This is a genomic window from Streptomyces sp. NPDC036815, assembly GCF_055609205.1.
In genome coordinates this window covers 177,916-191,213 of the sequence record NZ_JBVJPW010000009.1, presented here as the reverse complement: position 1 = coordinate 191,213, position 13,298 = coordinate 177,916, and the positions used below count along the sequence as shown (strand labels likewise).

Here is a 13,298-nt window from a genome sequence, read left to right as displayed (position 1 = left end):
ACTGCACCCGCTCGCGTCCCCCACATCCCACGAGGTCGGATCACACATGCCTGAACTCAATCGGCGTCGCTTCATGCAGCTGACCGGCGGCACCGCCGCCTTCGCGATGCTCAACCAGAGCATCGCGAAGGCCGCGTCCCTGCCCGCCAGGCGCGCCACCGGCACCATCAAGGACGTCGAGCACGTTGTCGTGCTGATGCAGGAAAACCGTTCCTTCGACCACTACTTCGGCACCATGAAGGGGGTACGGGGCTTCGGCGACCCGCGCCCGGTGACGCTGCCCAACGGCAAGCCGGTGTGGAACCAGCCGAGCGGCGCCAAGGAGGTCCTGCCGTTCCACCCGGACGCCAAGGACCTGGGGATGCAGTTCATCGCGGGCCTCGACCACGACTGGGCCGGTGGCCACAAGGCGTTCAACAACGGCGCGTACGACCAGTGGATCCCGGCGAAGTCCGAGCGGACGATGGCGTACCTCGAACGGGACGACATCCCCTTCCACTACGCCCTCGCCGACGCCTTCACGGTCTGCGACGACTACCACTGTTCGTTCATGGGGGCCACCGACCCCAACCGCTACTACATGCTGTCGGGCCACGTCGGCAACGACGGCAAGGGCGGCGGCCCGGTCCTCGGCAACCAGGAGGCGGGCTACGACTGGACGACGTACGCCGAGCGCCTGGAGCGGGCGGGCGTCTCCTGGAAGGTGTACCAGGACATCGGTGACGGTCTGGACGCGGCCGGACACTGGGGCTGGATCGACGACGCCTACCGGGGCAACTACGGCGACAACTCGCTGCTCTACTTCAACACGTTCCGCAACGCCAAGCCGGGCGACCCGCTCCACGAGAAGGCCCGCAAGGGAACCAACGCCAAGGCCGGTGACGGCTACTTCGACATCCTCAAGGCCGACGTGAAGGCGGACCGGCTGCCGCAGGTCTCCTACGTCGCGTGCCCCGAGGCCTTCACCGAGCACCCCAACTGGCCCGCGAACTACGGCGCCTGGTACATCTCGCAGATCCTGGACGCGCTCACCTCCAACCCCGAGGTGTGGGCGAAGACGGCGCTGTTCGTCACCTACGACGAGAACGACGGCTACTTCGACCACATCGTGCCGCCGTACGTGCCCAAGGACGCCAACCAGGGCAAGTCGACCGTGGACACCACGCTCGACTACTTCCCGGGCAACGCCTCCTACGCGGCCGGGCACTACGGCCTCGGCCAGCGCGTCCCGATGATCGTCGTCTCCCCGTGGAGCACCGGCGGCTACGTGAACTCCGAGGTCTTCGACCACACGTCGATCATCCGGTTCATGGAGCGGCGCTTCGGCGTCAAGGAGCCCAACATCTCGCCGTGGCGCCGGGCGATCTGCGGCGACCTCACCTCCGCCTTCGACTTCGGCGGCAAGGACACCGACCCGGCGGAGCTCCCCGACACCGCGTCCTTCGAGCCGCCGGACCACGAGCGCCACCCCGACTACCGGCCCAAGGCGCCCGGCTCCCCGATGCTGCCCAAGCAGGAGCGCGGCTCCCGGCCCGCCCGCGCGCTGCCGTACGCGCCGCTGGTGGACGGTGCGGCGGACGTCGCCGCGGGCAAGTTCACGCTCACCTTCAGCGGCGGCGCCAAGGCCGGCGTCTGCTTCCACGTCCGCTCCCAGAACCGCACCGACGGCCCCTGGACGTACACGGTGGAGGCGGGCAAGACGCTCTCCGACACGTGGAACTCGGCGTACTCCGGCGGATCGCACGACCTCTCGGTGTTCGGCCCCAACGGCTTCCTGCGCACCTTCAAGGGCCCCGGCAAGAAGGCGGGCCCCGAGGTCGTGGCCCGCCACGACGCCAGGACCGGCAACATCAGGCTGACCCTGAAGAACGCGGGCAGCACCGATGTGAACCTCACGGTGACCAACGCCTACGGCGGTGCGGGCCAGACCTTCAAGGTGAAGGCCGGAGCCTCCGTGGAGCACACCGTCGACCTGCGGCCCAGCAAGCGCTGGTACGACCTGACGGTCAAGTCCGACGCGGACAGCGGTTTCCTGCGGCGCCTCGCGGGCCACGTGGAGACCGGCGCGGCGGGCGTCAGCGACCCGGCGCTCATCACGGCCTGACCCATCCGGTGCCCCGGGCCGGAAAAGAGGAGGCCCCGGCCCGGGGCCGCTGGATAGCATCCACGGGCATGGCCCTCACCCCTCGCCGTGCCGGCGTCCCCGAGAAGCCCGTCCTCGACGGGCTCGAAGAGAAGTGGTCCCGGCGGTGGGACGCGTCGGGCGTGTATGCCTTCGACCGTTCACGGACGCGGGACGAGATCTTCTCCATCGACACCCCGCCGCCCACGGTCAGCGGCTCGCTGCACGTCGGCCACGTCTTCTCGTACACGCACACCGACGCCCTCGCCCGCTACCACCGCATGCGCGGCAAGGAAGTCTTCCATCCCATGGGATGGGACGACAACGGCCTGCCGACCGAGCGGCGTGTCCAGAACCACTTCGGCGTCCGGTGCGACCCCGCTCTCCCGTACGACCCGGACCTCGTCCCTCCCGCGCGGCCCGGTAAAGAGCAACTCCCCGTCTCCCGGAGGAACTTCATCGAGCTGTGCGAGCTGCTCACCGCCGAGGACGAGAAGGCCTTCGAGGAGCTGTGGCGGCGGCTCGGCCTCTCCGTCGACTGGTCCCGCACCTACCGGACCATCGACGCGGACGCCCGCGCGACCTCGCAGCTGGCGTTCCTGAACAACCTCGCGCGCGGTGAGGCGTACGTCGCCGAGGCGCCCACGCTGTGGGACGTCACGTTCCGGACGGCGGTCGCCCAGGCCGAGTTGGAGGACCGGGAGCGGCCCGCCGCCTATCACCGGCTCGCCTTCCACCGCGCGGACGGCGACGCCGTCCTCATCGACACGACCCGCCCCGAACTGCTCCCCGCGTGCGTCGCCCTCGTCGCGCACCCGGACGACGCGCGCTACCGGGACCTGATCGGCACGACGGTCCGCACCCCGCTGTTCGGCGTCGAGGTCCCTGTCGTCTCGCACCGCCTCGCGACGCCCGAGAAGGGCACCGGCGCCGCGATGGTCTGCACGTTCGGCGATACCACCGACGTCACGTGGTGGCGCGAACTCCGGCTCGCCACCCGGCCGGTGATCGGCTGGGACGGCCGCTTCCTCGCCGAGCCGCCGCAGGGCGTCGAGGCACCGGCCGCCGTCGCCGCGTACCAGGAGCTCGCCGGTGCCACCGCGCACACCGCCCGGGAACGCGTCGTCGGGATGCTGCGCGAGAGCGGCGACCTGACGGGCGAGCCGCGGGCCGTCACGCACGCGGTCAAGTTCTTCGAGAAGGGCGACAAGCCCCTGGAGATCGTCACGACCCGCCAGTGGTACGTCCGCAACGGCGGCCGGGACGCGGCCCTGCGCGAGCGGCTCCTCGCCCGGGGCACCGAGCTGGCCTGGCATCCGCCCCACATGCGGGTCCGCTACGAGAACTGGGTCGGCGGCCTCAACGGCGACTGGCTGATCAGCCGTCAGCGGTTCTTCGGCGTCCCGATCCCCGTCTGGTACCCGCTCGACGGCGCCGGACGGCCGGACCACGACCACCCGATCGTCCCCGACCGCGCCGCGCTGCCCGTCGACCCGAGCGCGGAGACCCCGCCCGGCTACCGTGCGGAGCAGCGGGGTGAACCGCACGGCTTCATCGGCGACCCGGACGTCATGGACACCTGGGCGACGTCCTCGCTCACCCCGCAGATCGCCGGCAAGTGGCTCGCGGACCCCGACCTGTTCGCACGGGTCTTCCCGATGGACCTGCGCCCCCAGGCCCACGAGATCATCCGTACCTGGCTGTTCTCCACGGTCGTGCGCGCGCACACCGAGCACGACGCGCTGCCCTGGCGCCACGCGGCGATCTCGGGCTGGATCCTCGACCCCGACCGCAAGAAGATGGCGAAGAGCAAGGGCAACGCGGTCACCCCGGACCACCTGCTCCGCCAACACGGCTCGGACGCGGTCCGCTACTGGGCGGCGAGCGGACGCCCGGGCACGGACACGGCCTTCGACGTCGGCCAGATGAAGATCGGCCGTCGGCTCGCCACGAAGCTGCTGAACGTCGGCAAGTTCGTCCTGAGCCTCGACGCACCGGGCCTCGACGAACCGGGCCTCGACGCACCGGGCCTCGACGCACCGGAGCCCCGGGCCGCCGTCACCGAGCCGCTCGACCGGGCGCTGCTCGCCGAGCTCGCGTCGACCGTCGAGGAGGCGACGCGCGCCTTCGACGCCTTCGACTACGCCCGCGCCCTGGTCCGTACGGAACAGCTCTTCTGGCGCTTCTGCGACGACTACGTGGAGCTGGTCAAGGCCCGCGCGTACGGCGACCACGGCGACGCGGCGGCGACCGGGTCGGCGCGGGCCGCGCTGCGTACGGCGCTCGACGTCCTGCTGCGGCTCTTCGCGCCGGTCCTGCCCTTCGTCACGGAGGAGGTCCGGTCGTGGTGGCAGGAGGGGTCGGTCCACCGCGCGAAGTGGCCGGACGCCACCGGGCTGCGGGCCCGCGCGGGCGACGCGGGGGTCCTGACGGTGGCCTCGGATGCCATCGCTGCCGTCCGCAAGGCCAAGTCGCAGGCCAGGCTGTCGATGCGGACGGAGGTCGCGAGGGTGACGGTCACGGCGCCGCGCGCCGCACTGGACCGCTTCGCGGCGGCCGCGGCCGACGTGCGGGCGGCGGGCAGGATCGGGGCGGTGGAGCTGCGGGAGGCCGGAGAAGCGGAGCCGTTGCGGGTCGATGTGGTGTTCTGAGCGGCTGGGGTGCGCTCCGGTTGAGGCGGACATCACAACTCTGCACGGGGCTGGCGGGCGGCCCGCACCCGGAGGGTAGGGTCACCGGGTGACCACGCATTCGAACACTCCTGCAGGCTGGTACCCGGACCCGCACGGCGCAGCCCAGCTCCTGCGCTGGTGGGACGGCTCCCAATGGACGGAGCACACCACCCCGGCCCAGCAGCAGGCCCCACAGGTCCCGCAGCAGGCGCAGCAGCAGCCCGCGCAGGCCCCGGCCGCCGCCCAGCAGCAGGCGCAGCCCGCCCAGCAGCAGGGCCAGTTCGGCCAGGCCCAGGCCCCGGCCCAGCAGGGCCAGTTCGGCCAGGCCCAGGCCGTCCAGCAGCAGGGCCAGTTCGGGCAGCCGCAGGCGCACCCGCAGGCCGCACCGGCCGTCGACCCGGCCAAGGTGCAGCGCCAGGTGCAGAAGCAGGCGGGCGTCGCGCCTTCCGCGCAGGGCGGCGGCACGCTGTTCACGGAGCCGGTCCTGGTCGTGAACCAGAAGGCCAAGCTCATCGAGCTCACGAACGAGTACAGCGTCATGGACCAGGCGGGCAACACGCTCGGCTCGGTCGTCCAGGTCGGCCAGAGCACGCTGAAGAAGGTCGCGCGCTTCGTCGCCAGTGTCGACCAGTTCATGACGCACAAGCTGGAGATCCGCGACGCGTACGGCCAGCCGCAGATGATGCTGACCCGCCCGCGGAAGTTCATGAAGTCGCGGGTGATCGTCGAGCGCCCGGACGGCCAGCAGGTCGGCGAGATCGTCCAGCAGAACATGATCGGCAAGATCAACTTCGGCATGATGGTCAACGGCCAGCAGGTCGGCGCCATCAAGGCGGAGAACTGGCGCGCCTGGAACTTCTCGATCGTCGACCACGCCGACAACGAGGTCGCCCGGATCACGAAGACCTGGGAAGGCCTCGCCAAGACGATGTTCACCACCGCGGACAACTACGTCCTGCAGATCCACTACCAGCTGCCCGAGCCGCTCCTGAGCCTGGTCGTGGCCACCGCGCTCACCGTGGACACGGCGCTGAAGCAGGACGCCCGGGGCCTCGGTTAACCGCACCCCCTCTCGTACGACAACGGCGCCGGTCGCCCCCTTCCGCAAGGGGGCGACCGGCGCCGTTGTCGTTTCTCCGGGTCAGACGCTCTGCAGGCCGGACGTGGCTGGTCGCGCGGTTCCCCGCGCCCCTTCGGGTGACCCGGGCCGGCCGGGAACGGCGAGCAGGGAGACCGGTTCCGGCTCGGCTGTCGGCTTCTGCGGCGACCGGGTGAGCACCACGACCCCGTACGCCGCCACCGCCGCCCCCGCCACCGCGAGCAGGATGCCGACGATCCCGCCCTGGAGGCGTTCGCCGAGCAGCGTCACGCCGATCACCGAGGCCGCGAGGGGGTTGGAGAGCGTCACCACGGCCAGCGGCGCGCCGAGGCCGCCGCGGTAGGCGGTCTGCGAGAGCAGAAGGCCACCGGCGGCGAACGCCGCGACGAGGAGGGCCACGACGATCACCTGCGGGCTGAGCAGCGGTCCCGAGCGGTCCGTCACGGCGACCGTCACGGTCTGCGTGAGCGCGGACGCGACGCCGGAGGCGAAGCCGGACGCGGTCGCGTGGCGCAGCCCCGGGCGGGTGCCGGGCCGGGAGAGGACCCCGATGACGGCCATGGTCGCGGCGGCCACGGTCAGCGCCTCCGGCACGGTCAGGCTGTCGTCGGGCGCGGGTCCCGACGCGGTCAGGAGCAGCGCGCCGAGGCCGATGAGCGTGAGGCCGGTGCCGCGCCACTCCAGGCGGGTCACCCGCCGTCCCGCGAGCCGGGCGCCGAGCGGCACCGCGGCGACCAGGGTGAGCGCGCCGAGCGGCTGGACCAGCGTGAGCGGCCCGTACTTCAGGGCCGCCACGTGCAGCAGCGCCGCGGACGCGTTGAGCCCGACCGACGACCACCACGGGCCGCTGCCGAGCATCCGCAGGACGCCGCTCTCGCCCTCGGTGACGCGCGAGGCGAGCCGCTCCTGCGCGACCGCCGCGGCGGCGTACGCGGCCGCCGAGACGAGGGAGAGTGCGACGGCCAGAAGCGTGGCGCTCATCGGCGGGCTCCCGAGGTGATGAGTTCCGGTGCGGGTGCGGGTGCGGGTGTGGGTGCGAGTGTGGCTGTGGGTGCCGGTGCAGGCACCGGCTGCGGCGCCGGTGCGGAGCCGCGTACGACCGTGGAGCGGCTCGCGCGCGGCAGCCGGAGCACCGCGAGCGCGATGCCGAGCAGCGCGGTCGCCACGAGGGCGTCGAGCCAGTAGTGGTTGGCGGTGCCGACCACCACGAGCAGGGTCAGCAGCGGGTGCAGCAGCCACAGCCAGCGCCACCGCGTCGAGGTGGCGACGATCATGCCGACGGCGAGCATCAGCGCCCAGCCGAAGTGCAGGGAAGGCATGGCCGCGAACTGGTTGGCCATGGTGTCGGTCGCGGGCTTGGCGGCGTACACGGACGGCCCGTAGACCTGCGCGGTGTCCACGAGGTGCGCGGCGCCCAGCATCCGCGGCGGCGCGAGCGGGAAGCCGAGGTGCAGCACGAGCGCGGCCGCGGTCAGCGCGGCGAGCACCCGCCGTGTCCAGACGTAGTGCCGGGGCCGGCGCAGGTACAGCCAGACCAGGAACAGCAGCGTCGCCGGGAAGTGCACCGTCGCGTAGTAGGTGTTCGCGACGTGGATCAGCGTGTCGCTGCTGAGCAGGGCGTCCTGCACGGCGCCCTCGCCGGGCAGGCGGAGCGTGCGCTCGGCGTCCCACACGCGGTGCGCGTTGCGGAAGGCCTCGCCGGTGTGTCCGTTGGCGAGCTGCCTGCCGAATTTGTAGACGAGGAAAAGTCCTACGACGAGGAGGAGCTCGCGGACGAGGGGCGGTCGGGCAGATGTGTCCGGCTTCCGGGCGGCGGTCGCGCCCGGCTCCCGGACCTCTATGTCCGGCTCCCGTTCGGCAGGCTCGGTTCGGGATTCCATCCCCCGGCCCCTTTGCGTGATGACTGGGTAGTGCGGTGCTGAGCGGAGGATCGCCCCACTCATCGATACGCCAGTGTACCGATACGGAGGCGTACCGGTACACTGGCGTATCGAAAGGTGTCGATCGAGCCGATCGGCTGCCGTACCGAGGAGAAGAGTCATGACGTCGACGTCGAGCCGCTCGAAGATCACGCCCGAGCGTGAGCAGGAGTTCTACGACGCCGTCCTCGAACAGCTCCGCGAGTGCGGGTACGACTCCCTGACCATGGAGGGCGTGGCCGCCCGCACCCGCTGCAGCAAGTCCACGCTCTACCGCCAGTGGAAGACCAAGCCCCAGTTCGTGGCCGCCGCGCTGCGCGCCAACCGCTGCGTGCGCTTCGCCGGGATCGACACCGGCAGTCTCGCCGGGGATCTGCGGGAGGCCGCCCGGGCCGCGGGCGAGCAGTCGGGGCGGGACACGATGCTGGTCCAGGCGCTCAGCCACGCGGTCCTGCAGGACGAGGAGCTGCAGCGGGCGCTGCGCGAGACGCTGGTCGAGCCGGAGCTCCAGGCCGTGGCCGCGATCATCCGGCGCGGCGTCGAGCGCGGCGAGATCGCCGAGGGCCACCCCGCCGTGGAGTTCCTCTCGGTGCAGCTGTTCGGCGTGCTGCGGGCCCGGCCGATCCTGGAGGGCGCGTACGCCGACGGGGAGTATCTGACCCGCTTCGTCGAGGCCTGTGTGCTTCCCGCACTGGGCCTCACCTGATCGTGGGCCCGGGTCTGTGGGATGACGACCCGGGCCTGCCCGCGCCGCACCGTGGGGACGGGGGCGGCGCGCACCCACGGGCCGGACGGGGTTCCTCCTGAGCGGCGAGGAACCCCGCCCGGCCCGCTGAGAGCTTTTCCTGAACTTCCGCTACACGTCCTTGCCCGCTCCGCCGCTGCCGCCGATGGGACCGGCTTTGATGCCCTCGGCGATCTTGTCCATGGTGGACAGTGCAGGGGCCTTGTCGTTCACGTCGATGCCCATGCGGACGATGATCAGCTTCGACTTGTCGGCGGGGGAGGGGAAGGCGAGCGATTCGACGTAGCCGTCGTCGCTCTTCTCCGTGACCGCCTTCCAGCGCACGAAGTAGCCCTTCTGGCCCGCCACGGTGACCGGCTCGGACGCCAGCACCTTGTGCGAGGTGATCTTGCCGTAGGTCTTGCCGCCGTAGCCTTCCTCGGCGTTCTTCTCGATGTCCGCCTTGGCCGCCGCCTCGGGGGTGTCGGCGTCGATCTTCAGCTGCTCGGCCGACTGGGAGAAGGCGCTGCCGCGCGTGCACTGCTCGTCGGTGTTCCCGGGGCAGGGGATGGGGTCGGTCTGCACCCCGCCGCCGTACTTCGTGCTCCCGCCGCGCCAGCCGTCCGGCACGGGAATCCTGATGCCGTTCACCGGGTCGCTCGCGAAGCCCGGCTCCTGCTCCGGTGCCCCGGGCTCCTCCGGCCCCTCGGGCGCCCGGGGCGATTCGGACCTGCCCGGGGCCCGCGGGCCGCCGACCGACGGTTCCTTCACCGCGGAGCCGTCCCCGTCGTCGTCGGAGGTCAGGGCGTACACGCCCCCGGCTATCCCGGCGAGGACGACGAGCACCACGCCGGCGGCTATCGCTATGCGCAGCCGCCGCCGCGGGGCGGGCGGCTGCCCGGGGTGCGCCGGGAAGGCAGGCTGCGTCGGATACGCCGCGGTGCCGGCGGCCGCCCGCACCTGGTCCGTCCACACGTTCCCGTCCCACCAGCGCTCGGTGGGAGGACCGCCGGCGATCTGGCCGGGATCGGGGTACCAGCCTGGGGGAGTCATCTGGGTCATGCCCGTCAGCGTATGAGCCCCGCCTGAAAGGTGGATGAGAGGGGCCCTCTCATCTCCGGCCCGCGCTACCAGCCCCCGTCCCCATGGCCGTTGACGACGAGCCGCACCGGCCCCTCGCCTTCCGCCGCCACCGTCGGCCACGGCGTCCCCCGCCGCCCCGGGGTGATCGAACCCAGCACGCTCGCGTGCCGCGCCCCCGTGCTCGCCGGGACGGTGCCCGGCAGTCCGTGCAGGGTCAGGAAACCGAGGACCGCGAAGGCGTAGGCCTCCTTCGCCGCGGACGGCAGGCCGAGCTCGTCGGAGGTACGCACCGGGATGCCGCTGCCCAACTCCTCGCGCAGGGCGGCCATCAGGGCGGGGTTGCGCGTCCCGCCGCCGGAGGCGACGACCTCGGTGGCCCCGACGGTGCGGACCGCGTCGGCGACGGTGCGGGCGGTGAGGCGGGTCAGCGTGGCGACGACGTCCTCTACGGGCAGCGCCTCGTACCCCCGCAGGGCCGTACGCAGGTAGGGCAGGTGGAAGAGCTCCTTGCCCGTCGTCTTCGGCGCCGCGAGCGCGTAGTACGGCTCGGTGAGGAGCCGGGCCAGAAGCCCCTCGTCGACCGCGCCGCTCCCGGCCAGCTCGCCGTCCAGGTCGTACGCGAGACGGCCGTCCGTCGCCTCGTGCACCGCCGCGTCCACGAGGGCGTTGGCGGGGCCCGTGTCGAAGGCGGTGCCGTCGGCGGCGGTGATGTTGGCGATGCCGCCGAGGTTCAGCGCGGCGGGGGCGCCGGGCCTGCCACGCAGCCACATCCGGTCCACCAGGCTGACCAGCGGCGCGCCCTGGCCGCCCGCCGCGATGTCACGGGGACGGAAGTCGGCGACCACCGGCAGCCCGGTGGCCTCGGCGATCCAGGCGGGCTGGCCGATCTGCAGGGTGCCGTGCACCTGCCCGTCCGCCACCCAGTGGTAGACGGTCTGGCCGTGCGAGGCGACCAGTTCGGCCCGTCCGTCGCACAGTTCGCGGTCGGCCTCGACCGCCGCGGCGGCGAAGGCCCGCCCGATCCGGGTGTCCAGGCGGCAGACCTCGGCGAGGGTGGTGGCGGCGGGCGGCAGCGCGGCGGCGAGAGCGGCGCGCAGCCCGTCCTCGTAGCCACGGCTGATCAGGCCGAGGGGGGTGAGCGTCAGACGGTCGCCGTCGAGGGTCAGATCGGCGGCTGCCGCGTCGATCGCGTCGTACGAGGTCCCTGACATGAGCCCGATCACGCGCACGTGGGGCCTCCTTCTCGGTCGGCTCACCAAATGTGCTTGATCATCGCATCCCGGGGGCCGCGCGCGACTCGTCTTCGGGAAAGCGGCACGGGGTGCAGACGCCGCCCGCCGCTCGGCGCACCCCTCACCCGGCGGCCGCCGCGCGTTCCCCGTACGCGGCGAGGGCCCGGCCGCGCCACAGCCCCGGGTCCCCCCAGGCGCTGCGCAGCGCCCGCGCCTTGGTGAGCCACAGGGACAGGTCGAACTCCGCCGTGTACCCGATCGCGCCGTGCAGTTGCAGCGCCGCGCGGGCCGTCGCGTACGCCGCCTCGCCCGCCGTCACCTTGGCGGCCGCGACATCGCCCGGGGCCATGGTCGTCGCGGCGCCGAACACCAGCGGCCGGGCGAACTCCAGGCGTACGAGGACGTCCGCGAGCCGGTGCTTGACCGCCTGGAACGACCCGATCGGCACCCCGAACTGGGTGCGCTGCTTCGCGTACGCCACGGTCCGCTCCAGCAGCGCGAGGCCCACGCCGAGCGACTGCGCGGCCGTGGCGAGTGCCGCCCACCGCATCGCGTGCCGTGCGGCGGCCGCCACGGCGGGGCCGGAGGCGAGCAACTCCCCGCCGGGCGACGGCGCGGCGAGGCGCCGTGCCGGGTCCAGGGACCGCCGTACGCGCGCGTGCCCCGGGGCCAGCCGCAGCGCGTCGTCCGACACGGCCAGGATCAGGTCCGCCGCGTCCGCGTCCAGGGCGTGCGGGCCGCCGTCGGGCAGTGACAGCGTCGCGCTCACCGCTCCCGAGGCCAGAAGGGGCAGCAGGCGCTTGGCCGGTTCCCGCTCACCCTCTTCGGCGAGGTGGGTCAGGAGCGCCGCAGCCGCCACCGTCTCGACGACCGGCCCCGGCACGGCGTGCCGCCCCAACTCCACGAAGGCGACGGCCGTCTCGACGGGCAACGGGCCCACGCCCTCGTACTCCTCGGGGACCGGCAGCGCGAAGACCCCCGCGTCCGCGAGCCGTGCCCACACCGCACGCCCCGGAGCGTGGTCGCCGCCGCCCCACGCGCGCGTGGCCGCCACCGTGCCGGCCGCCGTCAGCATCGCGTCCAGGGAGTGCGCGAACTCCCGCTGCTCGGCGTCGAGGAGGAACCTCATCAGCGCCGTCCCTTCGGCAGGCCGAGCAGCCGTTCGGCAATAATGTCGCGCTGGATCTCGTTGGTACCGGCGTAGATGGGGCCGGCGAGCGAAAAGACGTACCCTTCCGCCCAGTCGGCCCCGGGCGCGGCCGTGCCGTCGGTCAACTCCCCGTCCGGGCCGAGCAGGTCGAGCGCCGTCTCGTGCAGCGCGATGTCGTACTCCGACCAGAAGACCTTGTTGAGGCTGGACTCGGCGCCGATCCGCTCCCCGGCCAGGAACCGCGAGGCGTTGGACCAGGTGAACAGCGCGTAGGCGCGGGCGCCGATGACGGCGTCGGCGACCCGGTCGCGCAGCGCCGTGTCGGCCGGGTCCGCCCGGGCGCGCCACTGCCGGGCAAGACGGTCCGCCGAGGCGAGGAAGCGGCCGGGGGAGCGCAGTGTCAGGCCGCGTTCGCTGCCCGTCGCCGACATGGCGATCCGCCAGCCCTGGCCGGGCTCGCCGATCACGTCCTCGTCCGGCACGAACACGTCGTCCAGGAAGAGTTCGGCGAAGGCGGGCTTGCCGTCCAGGCGGCCGACGGGACGGACCGTCACGCCGGGGGCGTCGAGCGGGAACATCAGATACGTGAGGCCGTGGTGCGGCTTGCGCGCGTGCCGCTGGCCGTCGGGGTGTTTCCCGCCGCCCTCGTGCTTGTCTACGCCTGCGCGTTCCGCACCGCTCCCGGGTTCCGCACCGCTCCCGCGCACCTCACCGCTCGCGTGTTCCGCACCGCTCCCGTGCGGCTCGCTGCGGAACAGGCCGAACGCGCGATCGGCGAAGGCGGCCCGCGACGACCACGTCTTCTGCCCTCTGAGGAGCCAACCGCCCTCCGTGCGCCGGGCGGTGGAGCGCAGGGACGCGAGGTCGGAGCCCGATTCGGGCTCCGACCAGGCCTGTGCCCAGATCACCTCGCCGGACGCCATGGGCGGCAGCACCCGCGCACGCTGCTCCTCGGTGCCGAAGTCGAAGAGGGTGGGCGCGAGGAGGTTGATGCCGTTCTGCGAGACCCGGCCCGGCGCGCCCGCCGCGTAGTACTCCTCCTCGAACACCAGCCACTTGACTATGTCGACGCCCTGCCCGCCGTACTCCTCGGGCCAGGACACGACCGACCAGCGGTCGGCCGCGAGCGTGCGCTCCCACTCCCGGTGGGCGGCGAACCCCTCGCCGGTCTCCAGGGAGGGGAGCGGCGCGGCCGGTACGCGCGCGGCGAGCCAGTCGCGCGCCCGCTGCCTGAACTCCTCCTCCTCGGCGGTGAAGTCGAGGTCCATCAGTGGCCCACCTCTTCGGTTCCGGGGTG

General features: G+C 72.7%; 10 protein-coding genes. 4 read left to right on the top strand and 6 right to left on the bottom strand.

All coding sequences use genetic code 11. From position 1 onward, the window contains the following. Positions 1-46 precede the first annotated feature (46 nt). From ACZ69I_RS20330 to ACZ69I_RS20320, 3 genes are all read left to right on the top strand, one after another. Positions 47-2,104 carry a phosphocholine-specific phospholipase C gene (locus ACZ69I_RS20330; protein ID WP_470833666.1) on the top strand — a complete coding sequence of 686 codons (2,058 nt, stop codon included), beginning with the start codon at positions 47-49 and terminating at the stop codon, positions 2,102-2,104. A gap of 68 nt (positions 2,105-2,172) precedes the next feature. Then, on the top strand, positions 2,173-4,773 hold the full coding sequence (valS, locus tag ACZ69I_RS20325) for a valine--tRNA ligase (protein WP_470833664.1): 2,601 nt from the start codon (positions 2,173-2,175) through the stop codon (positions 4,771-4,773). 88 nt (positions 4,774-4,861) lie between these two features. Further along, positions 4,862-5,854 carry an LURP-one-related family protein gene (locus ACZ69I_RS20320; RefSeq protein ID WP_470833662.1) on the top strand — a complete coding sequence of 331 codons (993 nt, stop codon included), beginning with the start codon at positions 4,862-4,864 and terminating at the stop codon, positions 5,852-5,854. An 81-nt stretch (positions 5,855-5,935) separates the two neighbouring features. Here ACZ69I_RS20320 and ACZ69I_RS20315 read toward each other — a convergent pair whose 3' ends face one another. Together ACZ69I_RS20315 and ACZ69I_RS20310 are read right to left on the bottom strand one after the other, a co-directional pair. After that, the gene (locus tag ACZ69I_RS20315) at positions 5,936-6,874 is read right to left on the bottom strand and encodes a DMT family transporter (protein ID WP_470833660.1); all 939 of its coding nucleotides are present in this window, start codon (positions 6,872-6,874) and stop codon (positions 5,936-5,938) included. Further along, on the bottom strand, positions 6,871-7,773 hold the full coding sequence (locus ACZ69I_RS20310; protein WP_470833658.1) for a phosphatase PAP2 family protein: 903 nt from the start codon (positions 7,771-7,773) through the stop codon (positions 6,871-6,873). The genes ACZ69I_RS20315 and ACZ69I_RS20310 overlap by 4 nt, the downstream gene beginning before the upstream one ends. Positions 7,774-7,933: 160 nt before the next feature. Between ACZ69I_RS20310 and ACZ69I_RS20305 the strand changes: the two genes are divergently transcribed. Continuing rightward, positions 7,934-8,518 (top strand): TetR/AcrR family transcriptional regulator, encoded by a 585-nt coding sequence (locus tag ACZ69I_RS20305; RefSeq protein WP_467673355.1) that lies wholly within the window; start codon positions 7,934-7,936, stop codon positions 8,516-8,518. Between the two features lie 150 nt (positions 8,519-8,668). On the opposite strand, the gene ACZ69I_RS20300 is transcribed toward ACZ69I_RS20305, so the two are convergent. The 4 genes from ACZ69I_RS20300 to ACZ69I_RS20285 all read right to left on the bottom strand — a co-directional run bounded on the left by ACZ69I_RS20300 (position 8,669) and on the right by ACZ69I_RS20285 (position 13,269). Continuing rightward, positions 8,669-9,598: a DUF2510 domain-containing protein gene (locus tag ACZ69I_RS20300; RefSeq protein WP_470833656.1), complete on the bottom strand. Its 930-nt coding sequence runs from the start codon at positions 9,596-9,598 to the stop codon at positions 8,669-8,671. A 65-nt stretch (positions 9,599-9,663) separates the two neighbouring features. Beyond that, on the bottom strand, positions 9,664-10,848 hold the full coding sequence (locus tag ACZ69I_RS20295) for an anhydro-N-acetylmuramic acid kinase (protein ID WP_467673351.1): 1,185 nt from the start codon (positions 10,846-10,848) through the stop codon (positions 9,664-9,666). Between the two features lie 124 nt (positions 10,849-10,972). Then, a complete protein-coding gene (locus tag ACZ69I_RS20290; RefSeq protein ID WP_470833654.1) occupies positions 10,973-11,980 on the bottom strand; it encodes an acyl-CoA dehydrogenase family protein in 1,008 nt (335 codons plus the stop codon). Further along, positions 11,980-13,269 carry an acyl-CoA dehydrogenase family protein gene (locus ACZ69I_RS20285; RefSeq protein ID WP_467673347.1) on the bottom strand — a complete coding sequence of 430 codons (1,290 nt, stop codon included), beginning with the start codon at positions 13,267-13,269 and terminating at the stop codon, positions 11,980-11,982. Before ACZ69I_RS20285 ends, ACZ69I_RS20290 begins: the two co-directional genes overlap by 1 nt. Positions 13,270-13,298 lie beyond the last annotated feature (29 nt).